Annotated in this window: 20 protein-coding genes, 1 pseudogene and 1 riboswitch; of the genes and pseudogenes, 11 read left to right on the forward strand and 10 right to left on the reverse strand. The window is 48.4% G+C overall.

Annotation, left to right across the window (positions count from 1 at the left end):
* The first annotated feature begins 84 nt into the window (after positions 1-84).
* The 7 genes from A7975_RS02620 (at position 85) to A7975_RS02650 (ending at position 7,524) form a co-directional block, all read left to right on the forward strand.
* The gene (locus tag A7975_RS02620; protein ID WP_065384045.1) at positions 85-2,388 is read left to right on the forward strand and encodes a methyltransferase domain-containing protein; all 2,304 of its coding nucleotides are present in this window, start codon (positions 85-87) and stop codon (positions 2,386-2,388) included.
* A gap of 72 nt (positions 2,389-2,460) precedes the next feature.
* A riboswitch (TPP riboswitch) is annotated at positions 2,461-2,573 on the forward strand.
* Between the two features lie 172 nt (positions 2,574-2,745).
* The gene (locus A7975_RS02625) at positions 2,746-3,792 is read left to right on the forward strand and encodes an ABC transporter substrate-binding protein (protein WP_231637505.1); all 1,047 of its coding nucleotides are present in this window, start codon (positions 2,746-2,748) and stop codon (positions 3,790-3,792) included.
* Positions 3,793-3,858: 66 nt separating this feature from the next.
* Positions 3,859-4,161, forward strand: coding sequence for a thiamine-binding protein (locus A7975_RS02630; protein WP_053375654.1), 303 nt, complete (start codon positions 3,859-3,861; stop codon positions 4,159-4,161).
* Positions 4,151-4,924 carry an ABC transporter permease gene (locus A7975_RS02635; protein ID WP_065384046.1) on the forward strand — a complete coding sequence of 258 codons (774 nt, stop codon included), beginning with the start codon at positions 4,151-4,153 and terminating at the stop codon, positions 4,922-4,924. Before A7975_RS02630 ends, A7975_RS02635 begins: the two co-directional genes overlap by 11 nt.
* A 3-nt stretch (positions 4,925-4,927) precedes the next feature.
* Positions 4,928-5,722 (forward strand): ABC transporter ATP-binding protein, encoded by a 795-nt coding sequence (locus A7975_RS02640; RefSeq protein ID WP_065384047.1) that lies wholly within the window; start codon positions 4,928-4,930, stop codon positions 5,720-5,722.
* Positions 5,723-5,725: 3 nt separating this feature from the next.
* Complete coding sequence (locus tag A7975_RS02645; protein ID WP_369688898.1) at positions 5,726-6,583, forward strand: TatD family hydrolase; 858 nt, start codon at positions 5,726-5,728, stop codon at positions 6,581-6,583.
* A gap of 167 nt (positions 6,584-6,750) precedes the next feature.
* Positions 6,751-7,524, forward strand: coding sequence for a glucosaminidase domain-containing protein (locus A7975_RS02650; protein ID WP_065384048.1), 774 nt, complete (start codon positions 6,751-6,753; stop codon positions 7,522-7,524).
* Positions 7,525-7,589: 65 nt separating this feature from the next.
* Here the strand turns inward: A7975_RS02650 and A7975_RS02655 are convergent, their stop codons facing one another.
* The 3 genes from A7975_RS02655 to A7975_RS02660 all read right to left on the reverse strand — a co-directional run bounded on the left by A7975_RS02655 (position 7,590) and on the right by A7975_RS02660 (position 10,408).
* A complete protein-coding gene (locus tag A7975_RS02655; RefSeq protein WP_065384049.1) occupies positions 7,590-8,180 on the reverse strand; it encodes a nucleotidyltransferase family protein in 591 nt (196 codons plus the stop codon).
* A 116-nt stretch (positions 8,181-8,296) separates the two neighbouring features.
* Complete coding sequence (locus A7975_RS33950) at positions 8,297-8,455, reverse strand: hypothetical protein (RefSeq protein ID WP_176707657.1); 159 nt, start codon at positions 8,453-8,455, stop codon at positions 8,297-8,299.
* A gap of 300 nt (positions 8,456-8,755) precedes the next feature.
* A complete protein-coding gene (locus A7975_RS02660; RefSeq protein WP_065384794.1) occupies positions 8,756-10,408 on the reverse strand; it encodes a glycoside hydrolase family 5 protein in 1,653 nt (550 codons plus the stop codon).
* Between the two features lie 296 nt (positions 10,409-10,704).
* On the opposite strand from A7975_RS02660, the gene A7975_RS33955 reads away from it, so the two are divergent.
* On the forward strand, positions 10,705-11,043 hold the full coding sequence (locus A7975_RS33955) for a WGxxGxxG family protein (RefSeq protein ID WP_053375660.1): 339 nt from the start codon (positions 10,705-10,707) through the stop codon (positions 11,041-11,043).
* Positions 11,044-11,132: 89 nt separating this feature from the next.
* Here A7975_RS33955 and A7975_RS02670 read toward each other — a convergent pair whose 3' ends face one another.
* Positions 11,133-11,966 (reverse strand): MBL fold metallo-hydrolase, encoded by an 834-nt coding sequence (locus A7975_RS02670; RefSeq protein ID WP_065384050.1) that lies wholly within the window; start codon positions 11,964-11,966, stop codon positions 11,133-11,135.
* Positions 11,967-12,149: 183 nt separating this feature from the next.
* Here A7975_RS02670 and A7975_RS02675 point away from each other — a divergent pair, with 183 nt between their 5' ends.
* Both A7975_RS02675 and A7975_RS02680 read left to right on the forward strand, forming a co-directional pair.
* Positions 12,150-13,682 (forward strand): FAD-dependent oxidoreductase, encoded by a 1,533-nt coding sequence (locus A7975_RS02675; RefSeq protein ID WP_065384051.1) that lies wholly within the window; start codon positions 12,150-12,152, stop codon positions 13,680-13,682.
* Positions 13,683-13,736: 54 nt separating this feature from the next.
* On the forward strand, positions 13,737-14,951 hold the full coding sequence (locus A7975_RS02680) for an MFS transporter (RefSeq protein ID WP_483295886.1): 1,215 nt from the start codon (positions 13,737-13,739) through the stop codon (positions 14,949-14,951).
* A gap of 18 nt (positions 14,952-14,969) precedes the next feature.
* On the opposite strand, the gene A7975_RS34640 is transcribed toward A7975_RS02680, so the two are convergent.
* The 5 genes and pseudogenes from A7975_RS34640 to A7975_RS02700 form a co-directional block, all read right to left on the reverse strand.
* Positions 14,970-15,101, reverse strand: coding sequence for an excalibur calcium-binding domain-containing protein (locus A7975_RS34640; protein ID WP_255314206.1), 132 nt, complete (start codon positions 15,099-15,101; stop codon positions 14,970-14,972).
* 48 nt (positions 15,102-15,149) lie between these two features.
* Positions 15,150-15,605, reverse strand: a pseudogene (locus A7975_RS02685) (NucA/NucB deoxyribonuclease domain-containing protein); the annotation flags it as partial.
* Positions 15,606-16,491: 886 nt separating this feature from the next.
* Positions 16,492-16,869, reverse strand: coding sequence for a DMT family transporter (locus A7975_RS02690; RefSeq protein ID WP_065384054.1), 378 nt, complete (start codon positions 16,867-16,869; stop codon positions 16,492-16,494).
* Positions 16,869-17,423: a TetR/AcrR family transcriptional regulator gene (locus A7975_RS02695; RefSeq protein ID WP_065384055.1), complete on the reverse strand. Its 555-nt coding sequence runs from the start codon at positions 17,421-17,423 to the stop codon at positions 16,869-16,871. Before A7975_RS02695 ends, A7975_RS02690 begins: the two co-directional genes overlap by 1 nt.
* Positions 17,424-17,930: 507 nt before the next feature.
* The gene (locus A7975_RS02700; protein ID WP_053375666.1) at positions 17,931-18,089 is read right to left on the reverse strand and encodes a hypothetical protein; all 159 of its coding nucleotides are present in this window, start codon (positions 18,087-18,089) and stop codon (positions 17,931-17,933) included.
* A gap of 337 nt (positions 18,090-18,426) precedes the next feature.
* On the opposite strand from A7975_RS02700, the gene A7975_RS02705 reads away from it, so the two are divergent.
* Positions 18,427-18,762, forward strand: a complete 336-nt coding sequence (locus A7975_RS02705) for a hypothetical protein (protein ID WP_141680182.1) — start codon at positions 18,427-18,429, stop codon at positions 18,760-18,762.
* 422 nt (positions 18,763-19,184) lie between these two features.
* Here the strand turns inward: A7975_RS02705 and A7975_RS02710 are convergent, their stop codons facing one another.
* On the reverse strand, positions 19,185-20,066 hold the full coding sequence (locus A7975_RS02710) for a cation diffusion facilitator family transporter (RefSeq protein WP_065384056.1): 882 nt from the start codon (positions 20,064-20,066) through the stop codon (positions 19,185-19,187).
* Between the last annotated feature and the right edge of the window lie 329 nt (positions 20,067-20,395).

The raw sequence follows: 20,395 nt of genomic DNA on the forward strand, positions 1-20,395 counted from the left end.
GAAACGGCTTATATTTCATCGCGATACGAGCATTGCCGCCGACGGACTGCGTAAGCCGTTTACGCTTGCTTGAGGGGGATACGCGTGAGCGATGCCATTAGGAGCACGACAAGCATTATTCTCGTTACCTACAATAAGCTTGATTACACGAAGCAATGCGTGGAGAGCATTCGCAGGCATACGCAGAAAGGCTGCTATGAGCTGATTATTGTAGATAACGGATCGACGGATGGTACGGTGGATTGGGCAACAAACGAAAGCGACATCATCGTCATCGACAACGGCAGCAATGCAGGGTTTCCGAAGGGCTGCAATCAAGGGCTCGCAGCAGCCTCCGGCGAGCTGCTTATGTTGCTAAATAACGATACGATCGTCACGCCAGGCTGGCTTGACGGCTTAAAGCGCTGCTTGCTCAGCGATGAGCGAATTGGTGCGGTAGGCCCGGTAACGAACTCAGCGTCATACTGGACGACGATTCCGGTCACGTACAAAACGATAGAGGAGATGGAGCTGTTCGCTTCCGCGCTGCATGCGATTCCCGACAAAACGAGGTGGGAGGAGCGCGTGAAGCTGGTTGGCTACTGCCTGCTTATGAAGCGGGAGGCTTGGGAGCGGGTCGGGCCGTTTGACGAGTGTTTCGGCATCGGGAACTTTGAGGATGATGACTACTGCTTGCGGCTTCGGATGGCAGGTTACCGGCTGCTGCTATGCGGAGATACGTTCATCCATCATTTCGGCAGCGTCTCCTTCAGCTCCGAGCCGGAGCTCTTCCGGCAAACTTTCAATAACAATGCAAATGTTTTTAGAGTAAAGTGGGGCTTTGATCCAGGCGAGGCGACGTATATACGAATGGATTTTAGTACCGTCATACAGCGGGAGTCCCATGAATACAGGCGCGAGGACAGCTCCATCCTGGAAATCGGGTGCGGCTGCGGGGCAACGATCCTTCATTTGCTAAAGCAGTTTCCAGCTGCCAAATGGTACGGCGTCGAGCGTAATGAGCTTGCGGCGAGAGTTGCCGAGGCGTCAGGAATTACGGTGTTCCGCTCGAACGAGCCGGAGGACTGGACACTGCCCGACGAAGGGCTGGACGGGATTCTGATCGGAGATGCGCATGCCTATGGCACGCCGCAGTCCATGAAGCGGCTGGTCAGCCTGTTAAGGCCGGGAGGCTGGATCATCGGCTGCTTCGCGAATCGTTATTATTTTGAAAATATTAGGCAATATCTAGACCCAACAAATGTGAAGGCGCAGCGCCAAGCCGCCATTCAGTATACGAAGCAGCAGGTCAATCAGCTGTTCACGCAGTCAGGCTTTGCTTATGTGAAGGTGACGCTCGCGGAGCATAAACCGCAGGAGCACCTTGACTATATCAGGCTGCTGGAACAAGTAACGAACGAAATGATTTCAGATGAGCTTACTGCCGCATATCTGCTCGTATACGGCCGTGTTGCATCTTCCGTTCAGGAGCAGGAGCCAGAGGCAGTTGTAACACCGGCCGAGCCAGGGCGCGTCCATGACAGGGAGGGTAAATCGCTGGAAGACGTTAACGTGCAGAAGATTGAACCGGCAGCAGCCCTCAAGGCAATGAAGCGGGAAATGCCTTCACCAGAGCGGCAGGAGCTATTAAAAGAGCAAAACGACGTACAGTTTACCGGCGAGCGGCTGGTTGTGAATCAGGCGGTTAAGCAAAGCTACAACAGCGTTTATCATGAGCATATGAGACGTTATGAATTTGCCGGTACGCGGGTAAAGGGACTGCGCGTTCTGGATGCCGCATGCGGAGCAGGTTACGGAAGCGCGATGCTGAAGCAGGCGGGTGCTGCCGAGGTGATAGGCATTGACGTTGACCGTGTGTCGCTTGAGCTTGCGGAGCGGGACTATGGCAGCGGCGGCGTGTCGTTTGTGAAGGGCGATGTGCTGCGGCTGCCCTTTGAGGATGAAGCCTTCGATGCGGTTGTCTCCTTCGAGACGATCGAGCATGTCGCTTCGGGAGCGGACTTTATTAAGGAGACGGCTAGGGTGCTAAAGGCTGGCGGATTGTTTATCGTATCGACGCCGAACCGCACCGTGACGAACACGCATATTTATTTTGAGGAGCGGCCTTTTAACGAGCATCATCGCTTTGAGTACCGCACGGCAGAGCTGATCGGCGAGCTTGTCCAGCACTACGCGGTCGAGGCTGTGTATGGGCAAAATGCGTTCGATGATTCCCTGTTTCCGGCAATGCGCTGGCTGCGGCAGACGAACGGCATCGCGCCGGGCCGGGGCAAGGAGCATAAGCGAGCTTGGACGCCGGATGAGCTGATCCCGCTTCATTTGCTTAAGAGTGCCGAGCCTATGTATGTGGTGGCGCTATGCCGGAAGACGAAGGGTTTGCAGGCTTGATGATAATCATTTTCAAAAAAAGAGTAGCATTATGATTGGGTTTTGCTATACAATTGAAAGTATTGACGAACCGAATATGTTCCGGGGAGCTGGTTAGGCCGGCTGAGAGGGAATTATCTGTACAATTCCGACCCGTTAAACCTGATCTGGATAATGCCAGCGTAGGGACAGAAGCTCTGTTTATTCAGCAAGCCTGATCTTAGCGATCAAGCCTTTGCTGCTTCAAACAGCTGCACAGCCAATCACATGGCGTCCTCCGGATTAGGGGGACGCTTTTTTTAATTGTTGCCAACCGGACACTGATGCGGACTCGTCATTTTACACAAATAGAAGCAGTGAGAGGGGAACAAACACATCATGAATCAGAAGAAAACGGGTCGCCAATCATGGAGAATAGTAGCGGCTATGCTCGTATTCGTCATGGCGCTGGCAGGCTGCGGCACAAACAACAACGCGCCGGAAGCGAGCAAGCCGCCGCAAGAGCAAGAGGGAGCAGCGGACAAGCCGCTGGAGAAGGTGCAGGTTGTACTGGACTGGACGCCTAACACGAATCATACCGGACTTTATGTAGCAAGAGATAAAGGTTTTTTCAAGGAGCAGGGGCTTGACGTTGAAATTATTCAGCCTGGCCAAAGCGGCGCCGATCAAATGGTAGCCTCGGGCAATGTGCAGTTCGGCGTAAGCTATCAAGAATCGATTACCATGGCTCGGATCGCAGGCGTTCCGCTCGTGTCGATTGCAGCGGTCATTCAGCATAACACTTCAGGCTTCGCCTCTCCGGTTGCGAAAGGCATTGACTCGCCGGAGAAATTCGAAGGCAAAACCTATGGCGGCTGGGGCGCTCCTGTCGAGGAGGCGGTCATTCAATCGCTAATGCAGGAGAAGGGCGCGGATGTCAGCAAAGTAAACCTGATCAGCATCGGCGACAGCGATTTCTTCACGGCGGTTAAGCGCGATATTGATTTTGCATGGATTTATTATGCTTGGACAGGTGTGGAAGCAGAGCTTCGCGGCGAAAAAATCAACATGGTTTATTTGACCGATTACAGCGACAAACTGGATTATTATACGCCGGTGCTGACGACAAGCGAGAAGATGATTAAAGAGAAGCCGGAGCTTGTTAAGGCATTCACGGCTGCGGCGGCAAAAGGTTACCAATACGCGATCGGCAATCCGGAGGATGCGGCAGAGATTTTGATTAAAGCGGAGCCGGATTTGAACGCGGATCTCGTGCGCGCAAGCCAAAAATGGCTAAGCCCGAAATATCAGGACGACGCGCCGCGTTGGGGCGAGCAAAAGCTTAGCGTATGGGAAAATTACGCGAGCTGGATGTTCGAGCACAAGCTGCTGGAGAAAGAGCTTGAAGCGGACAAAGCCTTTACGAACGAATTTTTGCCGGAATAAAGGAACATAGGGAGGCGGCAGCATCTGCCGCCTTGCGCCAACATCGATGAGAAAGAAGGAATTCTAATGGCAAACGCATTAGTAAGCATTCAAATCCTGCCGACTACGCCGGGTGGCGAGAGTGTTATCCCTTACGTGGACCGGGCAATCGAGATCATCAAAGCAGCGGGTGTACCGTACCGCGTAGCGCCGCTTGAAACGACGATGGAGGGCGAGCTCAGCCATCTGCTTGGCGTAGTGCAGTCGATGAGCGAAGCGATGACGGAGATGGGCTGTCCATCTGTCATTTCACAAATCAAAATTTACTACAATCCGGCTAATGGCGCCTCGATGGGCAGGCTGCTCGAGAAATATCCAGATGGGCAATAAGAGAACGCTTTGGTCCCAAACCTGGCCGCCATCAGCAGTGCTTATCGCGCTAATTGCTTGCTGGCAGGCAGCAACCGCGCTTGGGTTGTTCCAAGAGTGGCTGATTCCGTCTCCTATCTCAATCGTTCAAGAAGCAATCGATATTTGGCCAAGGCTAATGATGCATACAGAAGCGACGGTGCAGCTTACGCTAATCGGCTTCGTGGGGGGATCGGCGGTGGGCTTCGTGCTCGCCGCTTTGCTGCATTTAATTCCCGGCGTACGTACGGCGGTATACCCTTTGCTCGTTTTGACGCAAAACGTACCCATTATAGCGATTGCGCCTATTTTGACGATGCTGCTCGGCTGGGGTTTGCTGCCGAAGGCGCTGCTTGTCATTATGGTATGTTTTTTCCCAATAACGGTTGCGATGCTGGGCGGCTTAATGAACACCGACGCGCAGCTGCGCAACTATTTGCAAATGATCGGGATTCGCAAGTGGCAGCTATTTTGGCGATTGGAGCTGCCGCACGCCATTGTCCATCTGTTTTCCGGATTAAAAATCGCGGCCTCCTACAGCGTGCTCAGCGCGGTTGTAGCCGAATGGCTCGGTACGAATAAAGGACTGGGCTCGTTTATGCTCATTTCGTCCAAAGGTTTTATGCCCGATCGCGTGTTCGCGGCGGTCATCATTATCGTTGCGCTTAGCCTGACGTTATTTGGTCTAGTCACTTTGGCGGAGCGTCTTGTCATTCGTTGGCGCCCTAAGAAAGAGGTGAGGTAGCGAATGAGCAATATAAATGAGAATCTGCAGGCGACGTTGCAGGTGCAGGGCATCCGCAAGCGATTTGGGCAAGGCGCCTCGAGCAAAGAGGTGCTGGCGGGCTTATCGTTTTCCGTAGCGGATGGGGAATTCGTCTCCATTATAGGACCCTCTGGCAGCGGAAAAACGACCTTGTTTCAAGTGATTGGCGGCCTTGAGCGGCCATCGGAAGGCGAGATATGGATCGACGGCAAGCAAACGACCGGCGAGCGGGGACATATTTCATATATGCCGCAGCAATCTTCACTGCTCCCTTGGCAAACCGTTGCCGGCAACATTGAGCTGTCGCTTACGATCTCAGGCGTTGACCGAAAATCGGCGAAGGAGAAAACAAAAGAGTGGCTGGAGCGGATTGGGCTGCATGAATATGCGAATTCCTATCCGCATGTGTTGTCCGGCGGCATGCAGCAGCGAGTTTCCTTTCTTCGGGCTTTGCTTGCGCCGCAGAATCTGATGCTGCTCGATGAGCCGTTTGGCGCCTTGGATGCTTTGACGCGGCAGCAAATGCAGCAGTGGCTCATGTCGATCTGGGAGCATAACCGCAGATCGGTGCTGCTCGTTACGCATAGCATCGAAGAAGCCTTGTATTTGTCCGATCGGATTATCGTGCTGTCCGCTTCGCCTGCCGTAGTGCTCGAGGAATTTCAGGTACCGTTTGAGCGTCCGCGCCATGAAGCATTATGGACAGATCCGCTGTTCAATACGTTGAAGCAGCGTATTTATGAGCTGCTTAAGGTTGGCGCGAAGGAGGGGAGCTAACAGGTGGCTGCAGCATTTGGTTGGAACGAGCGTGAGGAGCAATCGGCTTTAAAGACTGCATGGACCGCAGGGGCATGCATAGACGCACATCTCCATCTCGATTTATATGCGGAGGAGGAGCGGGATTCGCTGCTGGAGGACGCCTTCGCGGAAGGCGTTGCAGCGGTGGTTGCCGTCTCGATGCATTTGCAATCCTCGGTGGTGAACCGTGAAATCGCGAATCGCTTTGACGGACGGGTGCATCCGGCCTACGGCTTTCATCCGGAGCAGCCGCTTCCACCCGAAGCGGAGCTGGATGAGCTGTTCGCGTGGATTCGGCTTCGCCATGCGGCGGGTGAGAGATTTGCGATCGGCGAGGTTGGATTGCCGTATTATACGCGGTTAGAAGCATCGCAAGCGGGTTTGCCATTTGACGAAAAGCCGTATTTGGAGCTGCTTGAGCGCTTCGCTGCACTTGCCGGTGAGCTCGATCGTCCGATTGTGCTGCATGCGGTATATGAGGATGCGGACAAAGCTTGCGACTTATTAGAGAAGCACGGCGTACGCAGGGCGCACTTTCACTGGTTCAAGGGCAGTGAGGACGTCGTTCGCCGGATGGCTGCCAGCGGCTACATGGTCTCGATTACGCCGGACGTTGCGTACGAGGAAGAGATTCAGCGCCTTGTCGCGCAGTATCGGGTGGAGCAGCTCATGGTTGAAACGGACGGACCGTGGCCGTTCGAAGGGCCTTATGCCGGCCAGCCGACACGCCCAGCGATGGCTGCCGATGCAGCTAAGCATATCGCTCAGATTAAGCAGCTGCCCGCTTTACAGGCCGCGGAAATATTGCTTGCCAATACGCGGCGGTTTTACGGACTCTAGTCGTTTAAATTAGGGCTGCCATGCAGAATGAAAGATTCTGCATGGCGGCCTTTGCTTTTGCTTGCTACAATCGTACCGCTTTGTCCATTGCAATTGCCGCATCCGCCGCATACAAAGATAAGGACAGGGTAACGAGGCGTGCCACGTAGGCAGAAGGGGGTCAGGAGATGGCAAAGCTGACAAAAGAACAATTTATCGAGACATTAGCGCCGATTGTATTGCGGGTTAAGCGAGAAGGATCACCAATGTTTCCATCCGTTCGATTAGCGCAAAATCTTCTTGAAACAGGAGGCGTCATTCATTCTTGGAATAATTTAGGCGGAATAAAGGTTGGCAGCGGGCAGACGAACGCATATTGGCATGGCAAAGCGGTAGTAAAAGGAACCTGGGAAGTTGTCGATGGGCGCAGCTCAAAAACAAAAGCCGCGTTTCGAGCCTATGACAGCGTGTATGATTTTTATAAGGATTTGGATTTGCTGCTGGCAACTCCGAGGTATGAGCGCGTTCGCCGTGCTGTAACGCCGGAGCAGCAGGCTGACATGCTGTTCGCATGCGGCTATGCAACCGATCCCGCATATCCAGCTAAACTAAAATCTATTATTACGCAGTATAATTTGAAAAAATATGATGCTTTAAGCCTTCAGCAGGAGCCAAAGCCGGAGAAGCTCAAGGATGCTGAGCATGTTGATGTTGAATACAAGGACAAGGTTATATCGGATGGTTACCTGCTTAACGGGGTGACTTGGGTGCCTGCAAGGGCGCTTGGCGAAGCGCTTGGCGCGAAGATTAGTTGGACGGGAACGCATGTAACCGTAAATGGCAAAGAGCTAGAATCCATTTTGTCCGAAGCGACGGGTTATGTTCAGGTTCGCGCTCTGGCAGCAGAGCTTGGGCTTGCCGCAAGCTGGGACCCGGCAGCGCGTATTATTTTGCTTACGTAAGAAGAGTCATAAGCTTAGCGTAAAATAAAGCCAGCGGGCAGCCGCTGGCTTGGTTTTTGTACGGATTACTCGAATCTATTAGACCGCTCCGGCTCAACAATCCTTACCAGCGGCCAAATTTGCTGCCAGTTCTTGTTCGCTATACGCGACTCGTAGTGCTTCATCTTCTCATTCGAGCCAGCAAAAAAGGGAGTCGGCTTGACCTCCATATGAATGACATCGTCGATTCCGCAAGGGGCGGCCAGTACAACATTATAATGATGATTAAGCGTAAGTCCGAGCGCTGTAGCGGTCTCTGGAAATTTGGAGATAGCATCAACGGAGGATGTATAAGGCAGCGCATGGTCGATGAGATGCATTCTTGCCTCGTTTTTAACGGACCAAGGGACAGTCGGATTCAAGGCTCGAAGCTCGGCTTCAAGCTTCTTCTCGACAGCTTCATCCAAATTGCTGGCATCGAAATAAATGACATCTACGTCCGGTGTGGCTGTCCGCTGCGGATAGCCATGCAGCACGTCCCAAATTTTTGAGCGGATGAAGCCTGCGCATACCCACCAATCCGGCAATTGCAGCATTTTGGCGGCGCTTAATACCTCCATCATCCATTTGTCTTCACGCACTAGCCGAATGATATCTTCTTCATTATGTATGCTCAAGGTTTAACCTCCACCTATGAAACCGTTTATTTAAAAGCACTGGGCACAACGTAACCGGCATCCTGCCGCGAGCTGCGGGAATGCCGGTTTATGTTGCGCTGCATGGCTTATGCCATTCATTTACCTTTTTTGGATGCGGCCCAGAAAGCGAGTATGACAAGGGGAATGAGAATGTACCAAGGGATAGTAATCGTGCCTCCAACAATAAATGCCAGTGCCATTACGATAATGACACCAAAAATAATGTACAGACAGCCTCTGCCGAATGTTTCCATCGTTAATCGCCTCCTAAAGCTTAGGTTTTGCTCGGCAAAACCTTCTTCGTAAGCAGCCACTTCCAGACAGTATATTCGGTTATAACGTTTTTATGGGTTGTATGGTTCCAATTAATGTGGCGCAGCAGGGGAGGAAGACAAAAAAATGGCCCACATCGCTGTGGGCCGGTGTCCTAGAACTATATATCAACAGTGGGGTTGATGTCTCTTATTATAAAAAGCGAACCTTAACCCAAGATTAAAAATGTTTGTCGGTTTGTTGAAATGAAAGGAGCGGTAATTATTGCCTCTATTCGCTGCTCAGGGAGCCGAAGCGATAATAAACTGCTCCCAAGCGCCGCCTACCGCAGTACGGTTCGCGTACAGTACATTGCCATTGTTCAAATCCGCACATACGAAGAGATTATTTGCAGCAGATTTCAGCGCCACAAGGCCGTTGCCTAAATCCTGCCTATAAAACTTCTCCCATGTTCCAATGAACGAGGCATTCGCGATCAAGCGGCCGCCGTTGTTAAGATCGGCTTGAACATATTTAAGGTTGGTGAGCGAGAGCAGGGAGATCGTGCCGTCTGCGTTATTGATGACCTTAAACCGTTCCCAATCTCCGGCAGTCGTCCGATTGGCGATCAAGGGATTAAGTCCGGCGTTATCCGCGCTCACAAAAGTGCTGTTTGCATTCGCTTTGAGGCTGGACCATGTTGCAGCAACAGGCGCCGCGCCCGTATATTTTTTCACTAAATTTTGAAAGACGGTATTCGAGGTGAAATTGGCGGTTGCGAACTGATTCCATTTGGCTGCGATGGTGGCTGCGCTATCGCTGTTTAAGTTTGGCGCAGGGTTGTTGTTATTGATGTAATAACCCCAGTTGCCTCCGCCCTTGACCTTATAGCTCCAATTCGTCCATGAGGCGTTTAAGCTATTGAGACCGTTCAGCCATTTTTCGTATAAATCATTTTGCCCAAAAGAGAATTCGCCTGCATAAACCGGAACATTCCAGTTTTTTTGGTAAAGCGCCATATCTTTGAGCCATCTATCGATTTCGGAGTTGGTCAAATTCCAGTCGTTATAATCGGTGAATTGATAATGATGGGTTTGATACATGACATTGCTCCAGCCATAAGCAGAAGGAGGGGAGGCAGCAAACCAGTCGAAGAAGGCTGCGATGATGATGACATGGTTAGGGTCCTTAGCGCGAACGGCTTGGTACAGCCTATTGAAGAAATCCATCTTTTGCTTGATTTGAGCCGCGTTCTCGCCCGCTCCCATCGTGACGAGCGGCTCGTTAAGCAGGTCATAGGCGGCGACGGTCGGGTTATTGTTATAACGGGTTGCAAGCCGCTCCCAAATTTGAACGGTCCAGTTCTGATACGTGGCGTTTGTCCACATTTGGTTCGAGTTTTCTTGGCCGCAGGAATGCCAAGGGCATGCCGCGCCTGGAGCTCCATGGAGGTCTAAAATGACGTAAAGGTTGCGGTTGCCAGCCTGCGTAATAATCCAGTCCAGCTTGCGGAACGTAATCGAATCCGGCTTCATCGTCCCGTTCGTATACATAAAGTCCTCCCAGTAGAGAGGGACGCGGACGACGTTCATGCCCATATTTTTAATCATATCAAGGTCGTTTGCTTGAATCCATGTGTCTTGGTAGCCGTTAATCAACGTTTGAGCGTCCGCTTCACCGAACCGGTTAATGAGTGTCCGCCGAATCGTGTATTCATCGACAGCGCCAGCAGGCGTCATCCAATCCTCCTGCAGCAGCCAACCGCCGAGATTCGTTCCCCGCAGATTAATGACGGAGCCGGCTCCCCAATTATTTTTAAGCACAGTGCCGCTTGTTTTCAGAAAATCTCCCGATCCAAATGCCGCATTAGCAACAGTTGGCCTCGATACCGAAAACAATAAGCCAAGCAAAAGCGTACTGCAAAGCATGAGAAGCAAACTTTTTTTCAAAATCATCACGCCTCCTCGTTTTTTGTACATCGAAGTCATAAGCATCGTCGTTAGCCGCTTATCTGAAAGCGTTTGCAATTTTCGTCAGACTGTTTATCCACTCCTCTTCATACGATCATCATCCCCTCCCAAAGAATAGCATTGTAAACTTTTGCAAAAAAGTACTCATTTTTTCGATTATGTATTCAAATTATGGAAGTTTAATGGAATACGCATAAAATTGATTCCCATTGCTCGCATAGATTTTTTGAGCTTGAGACAAAATAAAATGCACGAAATAATAAGACAAAGGGGACGAGTACATGAAGAAGTTTTGGACGGTTTTTGCTGTAGTTGCATGCTTAACATTCGTAATGGCTGTACCCGCTTTTGCAGATAACATGAAGTCTGGTGCAGTGGAGAATTACAGCAATAAAGGCATGGGCAATTCCGTGCCTGATGCTGGTATGCGATACGATATCGATAGAGGTGTCGATAATACGACACGCGCACTCGATGTTAACGACCATTCCAACATACGAGACAACCAGTACCGCACAACAGCTACGGCAACAAAAAAACCGATTAATTGGAGCTGGCTTGGCTTACTCGGCTTGTTTGGATTGATGGGCTTAAGAAGCCGTGACCGCGAGCGTACTTGACGAAGGCTTTCATTAAAGCTGAATGGGAAACGCGTAGAACCCCTGCCACCCAAGGCAGGGGTTTTATTTGTTGGATGCCGCTTTTATTTTCACTGCACATAACGGCCATGCTCAGGTACGGCGATCTCTTTGAATTTTTTCGCAAGCAGCGATAAATTATCTTTGAGCGACTCGCCAAACATCGGTTCCCCGTGCCCGGTAATAGCTAAATTGGGATTGAGATCAGCCAGCTTCTTTACGGATTTCTCAGCGGCTATCCAGTCTGTCGTAAAATATTTTGGCGGACCGCTAATTTCCTGCTCCTGCGTCATCACTTTATAAAGCGATTCCTGCTTAACCGTCACAAATGCGTCTCCGGCAATTAAAGTGCCGTCCTCCTCGCGAAAGAGCGAGATATGGCCGGGCGTGTGACCGGGCGTATGGATGTATTTCCAATCGGGGAGCCCCGGCACAACCCCTTTATCAGGCAGCGCCTTTACGCGGTCATCCAGATTAATGCCGTCATGGGGGAAGTAGGAGGACATCTCCGAAATGAGCCCGCCATGAACCGAGGGGTCTGCGGGAGGATAGTCAGCTTCACCGGTCAAGTAAGGAAGCTCCAGCTTATGTGCGTATACGGGAACGCTCCAGCGCTCAATTAGCTCAATGATCGCACCAACATGATCAAAATGCCCATGCGTCAAAATAATGGCTTTAGGCGGACAGTCAAAACGTTCCTCTGCCTCTTTTATAATTTTTTTCGCCGATCTAGGCATGCCGGCATCTACGAGAAACCAGCCGTCTTGTTTTTTATTCGGATCGCCTATAAAACACACATTGACGATTTGAATGGGATAGCAATAAATATCAGGCCGATAAGCAAGACCTTCTCCACTAGCAAAAGTGGTTATCGGCAAAAAAGATTGCTCGAATGAGCTCTCCAAGCAAAGCGCCTCCTTTGTCAGTAATGTCCTCTATAAACTGTCCTAATATATGGCGCTTATTCTACTCCCGAGTCGCGGTACGATTCGTATTTATTGGTTTGCTTCGGATTCGCATGGACAAAGAATGAAACATAATCAAATGGCACAAATTAAGGTGCTATATAGACAAGGAGGAGATCAGCAATGTCAAAAAAGGATCAGTTGCCCAAATACCCGGAATCCTACTGGATTGAAACTTCATCCGAGCTTTCATCTTATCCCGCGCTTGAACAAAATCTCGAAACCGATGTTGTTGTCGTCGGCGGCGGTATCTCAGGCATAACAACGGCGTACTTGCTTGCTATAGAGGGACTTCGCGTCGTGCTCATCGAAGCGGGACGGCTTCTAAACGGAACGACGGCACATACGACGGCTAAAATAACGGCACAGCATGATTTGATCTATGATGAGCTTATCCAGCGCGAAGGAGAAGAGAAAGCAGCCTTATATTACAAAGCTAATCATGAGGCCCTTCAATTCATGAAGCAAACGATTGAGCAAAACGATATCGATTGCGGATTTTCGGTACAAGACGCCTATGTTTATACAAACTCCAACGAATACATAAATAAGCTCGAGAAGGAAATGTCCGCATACGCCGCGCTAGGGATACCAGGAGCTTATTTGGATCAAACTCCGCTGGAATTGCCTGCTAGAGCAGCAGTCGTTATGCATAATCAAGCACAGTTCCATCCGCTGCAATATTTGTCCGCCCTCGTGCTTAAGTTTGTAGAAGCGGGAGGGACGATTTACGAAAATACAACTGCCGTGGATGTCGAGCCTGGCGCGCATCCACAGGTTATAACCAGCAAAGGGCGTCGTATGACATGCAAGCATGTTGTGTCCTGCACGCACTTTCCGTTTTATGACGGGCTTGGTTTTTATTTTGCGAGAATGCATGCGGACCGCTCATACGTGCTTGGCGTCCATGTGGAAGACAAATGGTCAGAGGGCATGTATTTGAGCGCGGAGGACCCGAAACGATCCATTCGATATGTCAAAACGGCGAAGCACGAGAAATTGCTGCTTATAGGCGGCCAAAGCCATAAGACGGGGCAAGGGGTCTGTACGATCAATCACTACGAGGAGCTGCGGAAATTCGCGACAAGCCATTTTCGGCTGAAGGAAATTGCGTACCGTTGGTCTGCCCAGGATCTTGCTACAGGCGACAACATACCTTATATCGGCCGAATAACCGCTTCTTCCCCAAATGTTTTCCTCGCAACCGGTTATCGGAAGTGGGGGATGACGAATGGTACGGCGGCTGCGCTGCTCATCAGGGATTTAATCATGGAGAAGGAAAATGTTTATGAGGGTTTATATGCACCATCACGCCCCACTACGTTGGGAGCCCTTAAAAATCTAATCGTAGATAACGCAGATGTAGCCAAGCATCTCATTGCCGGCAAGCTTGAATTGGTGCACAAGCATCCCGAGGATTTGGCTGTGGATGAAGGAAGCGTCGTTAAGCTTCATGGCAAAAGAGCTGGAGCATATAAGGATTCAGAAGGGAAGCTGTTCCTCGTGGATACGACCTGCACCCATATGGGATGCGAGGTGGAATGGAATAACGGGGATCGCACATGGGATTGTCCATGCCATGGCTCCAGATTTTCATACCGCGGCGAAGTCGTTGATGGGCCTGCTGAAGAACCTTTGAAAACATTGCAGCTCTGAGTGCTGTTAAGTGCTGCTTATTTATGCGCGCAAGAACGAGAAAGGGGAGCCTTTGTGAAAAAAAAGTGGGACTTAGCCGCTTTAGCATCTATTCCTTTAATAATGACGCTCGCTAACTCCATGCTGATTCCTGTACTGCCGCTTATGCAAAAAAAACTACACATTACTTCTGTGCAATCGAGCTTGATCATTACCGTATACGCGGCAGTTTCTATCCTTTGTATCCCAATCGCAGGGTATTTGTCGGATCGTTTTGGCCGGAAAATCATTATTATAACCGGCCTCTCCATTGCGGCTATCGGAGGATTGGTCTCAGGACTCGCTGCCTGGTTAATGGAGTCGCATGTGTATGCGGTCATCTTAGCCGGCAGGTTTATTCAAGGGGTTGGGGCGGCAGGCGCATTTCCGATCGTTCTTCCTTTAGTAGGAGACATGTTTGAAAGCGAGGAGGAGGTAAGCAGTGGGCTAGGGATGATTGAGACGTCCAATACGTTTGGAAAAGTACTCAGCCCCGTATTAGGCTCGGCGCTCGCGCTGGTCTATTGGTTTCTTCCATTAGCCGTTATTCCGCTGATATCGTTGATTTCCATCATTGGCGTTATTTTTCTTGTGAAGGAGCCTAAGAAAGGCCAGAAGGATAAAGGGGATAATAGCCTCAAAAGTTTTTTCCAATCCATCAAGCGGATACTCGCCGAGAAGGGTCGCTGGCTTTATGCAACGTTTGCGATTGGCGGTATCGCGATGTTTATTATGTTCGGATTCCTATATGAGCTGTCGTCAGTCCTTGAGGACCATTATCAGATCGATGGCATACAAAAAGGACTGCTGCTTGCTATTCCATTAAGCGCCATTTGCCTAGCCTCGTTCATTACTGGGAAAATCGTCGGTGAAAACAAGGGAAGAATGAAGTGGTTTATCGTCATTGGGATGGCCGCTTTAGCGGTCATGATGTTCATTTGCGGGGTTATGAATACGAAAGGGCTTGTTTTTTTGCTTGCCTTCATGTTTGTCAGCGGCGCAGGCATCGGCCTCGCGCTTCCTAGCTTAGACGCGCTAATTACAGAGGGGATCGAAAAGAAAGAGCGAGGCACGATCACCTCGCTCTACAGCAGCACTCGCTTTATAGGGGTAGCAGTTGGTCCTCCGGTGGCGTCGCTGCTTCTGAATAAGGAAGCTTGGTTATTTTATTTGTTTGCCGCGTTTGCCGTTTTTTGCTGTGCGCTAGCTTTGTTTGTCATTAAACCGAGCAAGGAGCAATCGGCCGATTAATCGGTTTGCTTACTTGTTTTAACTGCATGCGACGCCATCTTTATCCCGGTCCAGCTTCACGCTATAACCAGGGTCGCCTTTATGTAAGGGTGCTGCGCCTGCTTCTTTTGCGGCAGCGCAATTCGCATAATAAACCGTTTCTTCCTTCACCGGCGGCTGATCAGTTGCTGCGGGTACCGCAGCAGCTGCCGAATCGCCGACTACAAATAATACCCGTGTGCCGTCCTTCAGTTCTGCGAGTTGATTGCCGATCCAGGAACCTGCTCCGCGATTATCCTTTGGCGAAACGTAAGCGATATGTGCGCCGTTCCCGCCTTCCTTGCACATAGCCATCGGCCATTCATCACGATCAAAGCCTTTTTTGGTAGCAATACCGTTTAATGATGCATCCCGATTAGCATCTGCTCCGTTTCTGTCGATCGTACAGATAGCCGATGCGCCTGCCTTAATCGCTGCTGCAATATGAGCCACCGTCTCCGGGTAACGGTCGGTGGGCAGATGAATCGTTGCATCCACATTTAAATCGTTTTTAGCAGCGTTTGGTTCTAGATTGACTGATAAGGCTCCGCAGCCAGAGAGGATAAGAGATAAGGTCAGCAATGCGGTTAATAACGATTTCATGATGATTCTCCATTTCTTGTGATTTGAAGCCATCATACTACATCTTTAAAAGTTTGGCGAAGGGAATGTGCTTTGTAGAAAGCAGCTTTGCGTAGAAGAAAATACAAAAGGCCCATATGCCGGGCCTCTTGACAAGCTATTTGGAGTAAATCAACTTTGCGCTTGTTTGGAATGTGCATGGAGATAATTTAAGGAGCTATTAATAGCCGCCGCCGAAGACCCCGCAGCTACACGCGATAATGACCAACAAAATGAAAAGGACCAGGATTGTACCAGTATTTGTGAAAACACCGCCAACATGACCGGACATTTTTCATTGCACCTCCTCGTGTGTTGAGTACACTGTAGGTTATGCACCGGTAAGATGTTCTGATTGGGTGTTTGTCACTTAGCCAAACATAATGATCAGAGAAACGCAGCGCAAAGGAAAGAGGGCCAGCAAAAGAAGGCTCTTTCCTTTGCGGTGCGTCTTACATCCGCTAGTTAGCCGCGTTGCAAAAGGATAAAACCGGATACATCTGTCGTTTTTTTGCTGACCACAATAACAAAGCCGTTCTTTTTCAAACATTTTATTGCAGGGACTAATAGCGAGTTTGGGACCAGCTTGCAACTACAAGGCCGAGCGCTTCCAATTACGCGAGCAGCGGTTACTCGACGGGCGGAGCCGGGCACAAGCGGGTTTCTTGTCCAAGAAACTAACACTAAATCTGGTTGAAGCGGAATACCTACACGAGACATATCGATCACCTCACTTTCAAGAAGCTCTCTATATCAAATGCAGAGAGGGACCGATTTGCTATAAGCTAAATGCCTTTTTAATAGAGAAAGGGTTAATTAAATAGAGACAAGGATAGATATGCAAAAGAAAAAGCCCATGTTATGGGCTGCTGGTGGAATTAAGAAACAATATTTCAATGGCTTAGTTCGTTTTTTGAACCATTGCGCTCGCTGTTTTTGAAGAGTCATCAGCTGAATCATGGCCCGGTCCAAACAGGTTCAGTACGATCACCCCAATGACGATCAGGCCAATTCCGACCATGCTTCCGGCATTGATTTTCTCTTTCCAAATGAATACAGAAATAAGAACGGTAGCGACAGCGCCAACGCCAGACCAAATCGCATAAGCAGTATTTAGCGGAATTGTCTTCATGGCTAAAGATAAAAAGTAAAATGATATCGTGAAGCTTATTAACGTTGCGATGACTGGATAAAGCTTTGTAAATCCCTGTGAGGCTTTAATCATCGAAGTTCCAATAAGCTCGCCCAAAATGGATATAGCTAAAAATAGGTATGCCATTATGTATGATCCTCCTTCGTCCATGCCATCAATTCATTAAAAATAAGCTCTCTGGCATCCTTCTCTAATGGAGCTAATCCGAACATTTCCGAGAACCATAAGCCATCCGCCGCAAGCCGGGCAATCGTAGAACGAATCGGGTTCAATCCGTCATTCTCGATATTTTTTTGCCAAACCGCATACTGCTCTTGCATCTGTTGCAGTAATTCAGGGTTTGTAAAGAGGGCTGCTGAAAGAATGGAGCTCATCTCCAATCCATCTTCAAAACCTCTGAAGGTCGATTCCACGTAGGCTCTGCTCCATCTGCCATTTGGTTGAAGATCACGGTGCACTCTGTCTTGAATATCTTCTACGAATGCGTTAGTTAAATCTTCGACCATCCCGTTTATAAGGGCATCTTTGCTTGGAAAATGGTAGAGTAAGCCGCCTTTGCTGACTCCAGCGGCTTTCGCAACCGCTTCTAGCGTTAGATGCTCTACGCCTTGCTCTCTAACAATTATCGAAGCAGCTACTAATAAACGCTTGCGTTTAGGTACTAGATTGTCGATTGCCATTGGGATTCACCTCCATCATTACTGTACCGTCTGGACGGTTTTTTTGTCAAGACGAAAAAGGTGAAGGAACGGCTGCAAGCAAGCATTATGTAAAAGGAGTGGTTATGGATGTAGGCTGGCCGACTGGGGAGCCTTTAGTGACCAAAAGGCTCATAAAATGAGCCTCTTGGTAAGCTTAAGGAATGAACGGTTAACGCATGGAGGGGTTGCATTTAGAGTGTAGATTACTATTCTTAGTAACCGCCGAAGCCGCCAAATCCACAACTACAAGCGATAATGACCAATAAGATGAATAGTACAAGAATAAAACCGATACTGTTGTGAGCACCACCAACGAATCCAGACATTAAACATTCACCTCCCAGCATCTTAAGTACCATGTAGGTTATGCGCTATTGCAGCTGAGTGATTGGATGTTTGTCACGGTGGCATTTTATCGAGGCGATAAGCCCAAATGGAAAGAATAAGAAGGGAGGCAAGAAGCGCCCCCCCGTTACCTTGCCAAACTTAACGATGTTCAACTAAATCGATTGCTCCAAGAATTACATGGGCAAGACCAAAGCCAAGGACACCGACACCAACAAGTTTGTACTTGCTATTAAGCATTTTAGCACCAGATGCAGAAACTACAGTTCCAAGAACGGCAGGAATCAAACCTTCGCGCATAAAAAGCACTCCTTTTTGGTTTCGTTTAGCAAGACATCTTATTGTGCTTCAAAATTATTTTCATATTCCTTCGTTTAGGGTGCAAATGAAACGTTGCGAACGATATACCATAATCCAATAAAACCTACATAATAAAGAAAAATAAAAACGCCAAACAAAATGATGGTTACTTTCAGTAATTTCCGCATAGGGGGTCACACCTTTTTACAATGATCATATAGCTATTTTTTGCTGGGAGAGAGTACTAACATTATGTAGTACCATGAAGATCGATTGAGGCTCACCGCAATCCATTTAATGTAAAGCATAGAAATAAGTTATTAGGAGCACCATATTATTGGTCATTAAAGAACGAAATCAATCATTATTGGAGGTTCGCTTAATGGTAAATCAAAAACAATGGGCTGCAGATCAACAGGAGATGCAGCAACTACAACAAGCGCAGCAAGAAGTCCAAGCAGCGCATCAACTGTTGCAGCTCGAAAATCAAGAATTGCTCGAAGCGGAGCAGCAGCTGCAAAGCGAGACTCAGCAAGTGTTGCAAGCGCAGCAGCAAGTCAGGCAGGAGCAGCAGGATGTTCAGCTGGCGCAGCAAATTCTTCAACAAGCACAAGCTGTTGCGTTGAATCTTCAGAACAACCCGCTTCAAGGTTCAAATGAGGTAGAAGAGTAGATTTAGCTCAAATTAAACGAATAGCTGATGATGAAAAATCCGATAGTATGGACGATCATGTCACAGAAAAAGACCTTAATCCTCTAAATCAATAGAGAATTAAGGTCTTTTTCTGCGACTGCAAGGGCGTTTATTTGAAATTGGTTTCAAATAAACGTCATTTTCTTCAACAGGGAAAGAGGAAAAGCCTGCTTTTTGGCGAAATGTGTAAAAAAGGGGCGACTTAGATGAAAATATGGATAGGCATAAAGGTTTTTTTTGCATTAATTATTGCGTTAATATTGTATGATAATTCCAAAAACCCTAATCCTCATACTAATTTTATTGCATTAAAGTTATCTAACTGGGCGGAGAGACAGTTACCGAAAAAAACATGGAAGTTTTGGACGTGGAGAAGGTAATTGTTGTCATTGATCATTCGCTTAACCTTTTGCCGTGACATACGGTTCTATGTGGATGTGGACATGAGAGATGTTGTATTTATCGAAAATCAGTTTTTCGATCTTTTCAGTAATTTCATGGCCTTCAATGATATTGAGCTGTTGATCGACGCCTATCGTTACATCGACCAATTTGTTGTTGCCATGGACACGAGCCTTTATATCAATAATTTTTTCGACGCCGTCTACTTTGTGGATGGTTTTTTTTATGGTTTGCAGCTCAGAGTCATCAAAGCCATCCGTTAGTGAATGCGTGGAATCGCTAAAAATATCAAAGGCTGTTTTACAAATGGTAAAACCAACTAGGATAGCCGTTAGTGGATCTAACCAAGGAAGGCCAAATTGTGCGCCTACAATGCCGATAAAAGCACCAATGCTTACAAACGCATCGGACCGGTTATCTTGGGCTGCTGCCATCATGGCATGACTGTTTGTTCTTTTGGCTAGTCGAATATTGTAGATGTAAACCAAATATATAATAGCTGCACAGAAGAGGGCAGTCCATGCCGCGATCATATCAGGGGATTCCGTTATGGGGGCTTTAAACTTTAATATGGATTGGTATAGTACCTGGAGTCCAACGGCAAACATAATAAATGAGGCTATAAGCGCAGCAATCGTTTCAGCTCTATAATGGCCGTATCGATGATCCTTATCCGGCGGCTTTCTAGAGATTCTCAATCCAATTAATATGGCTATGGATGCAATAATATCAGTCGAGTTATTTAACCCATCCGCTGATAAAGCTTCCGAGTGAGTAAAATAGCCAATAATTAATTTTAAGGCTGATAAAAAAACGTATGCAAAAATACTTAGTAATGCGCCTTTTTCTCCTTGTCTAATTTCATTGTAAGAGTTTTTCATTTCGTTACCTCAATTCCTTAACAAGATAAATAAAATGATAGCCGAGAAAACAGGTGTGGGTCTAGAGAAACAGTGTTGTTATCGGCCTCAAAAATAACGGAAGGCAAACTCTATTGCGCGTATCCAAAAAAGTTGTTCTGGAGAAAGCCGGGGGCTTTCTGAACGGTTCAAAACACAAAAGACCCATAAAATGGGCCTTTTGACGAGGATTTTTGTAACGGAGCCAAAAGCTGGCATTAAAATTAGTAACCGAATCCACATCTGTTGTTATGGCTGCAGATATTACTTCTGTTATTGATTCTGTCATGGTTTCTCTCATCTTTTCTATC

Source organism: Bacillus sp. FJAT-26390, assembly GCF_001682865.1.
Lineage (GTDB): Bacteria > Bacillota > Bacilli > Paenibacillales > Paenibacillaceae > Pristimantibacillus.

Bases quoted from the DNA above. Each gene is read 5' to 3' on its own strand.
- A7975_RS02695 (WP_065384055.1), bottom strand. From the start codon at position 17,423: ATGGCAATCGACAATCTAGTACCTAAACGCAAGCGTTTATTAGTAGCT.
- A7975_RS02675 (WP_065384051.1), top strand. From the start codon at position 12,150: ATGTCAAAAAAGGATCAGTTGCCCAAATACCCGGAATCCTACTGGATT.
- A7975_RS02650 (WP_065384048.1), top strand. From the start codon at position 6,751: ATGGCAAAGCTGACAAAAGAACAATTTATCGAGACATTAGCGCCGATT.
- A7975_RS02630 (WP_053375654.1), top strand. From the start codon at position 3,859: ATGGCAAACGCATTAGTAAGCATTCAAATCCTGCCGACTACGCCGGGT.
- A7975_RS02700 (WP_053375666.1), bottom strand. From the start codon at position 18,089: ATGCGCGAAGGTTTGATTCCTGCCGTTCTTGGAACTGTAGTTTCTGCA.
- A7975_RS02635 (WP_065384046.1), top strand. From the start codon at position 4,151: ATGGGCAATAAGAGAACGCTTTGGTCCCAAACCTGGCCGCCATCAGCA.
- A7975_RS33955 (WP_053375660.1), top strand. From the start codon at position 10,705: ATGAAGAAGTTTTGGACGGTTTTTGCTGTAGTTGCATGCTTAACATTC.
- A7975_RS02660 (WP_065384794.1), bottom strand. From the start codon at position 10,408: ATGATTTTGAAAAAAAGTTTGCTTCTCATGCTTTGCAGTACGCTTTTG.
- A7975_RS02625 (WP_231637505.1), top strand. From the start codon at position 2,746: ATGAATCAGAAGAAAACGGGTCGCCAATCATGGAGAATAGTAGCGGCT.
- A7975_RS02690 (WP_065384054.1), bottom strand. From the start codon at position 16,869: ATGGCATACCTATTTTTAGCTATATCCATTTTGGGCGAGCTTATTGGA.
- A7975_RS02710 (WP_065384056.1), bottom strand. From the start codon at position 20,066: ATGAAAAACTCTTACAATGAAATTAGACAAGGAGAAAAAGGCGCATTA.
- A7975_RS33950 (WP_176707657.1), bottom strand. From the start codon at position 8,455: ATGGAAACATTCGGCAGAGGCTGTCTGTACATTATTTTTGGTGTCATT.
- A7975_RS02640 (WP_065384047.1), top strand. From the start codon at position 4,928: ATGAGCAATATAAATGAGAATCTGCAGGCGACGTTGCAGGTGCAGGGC.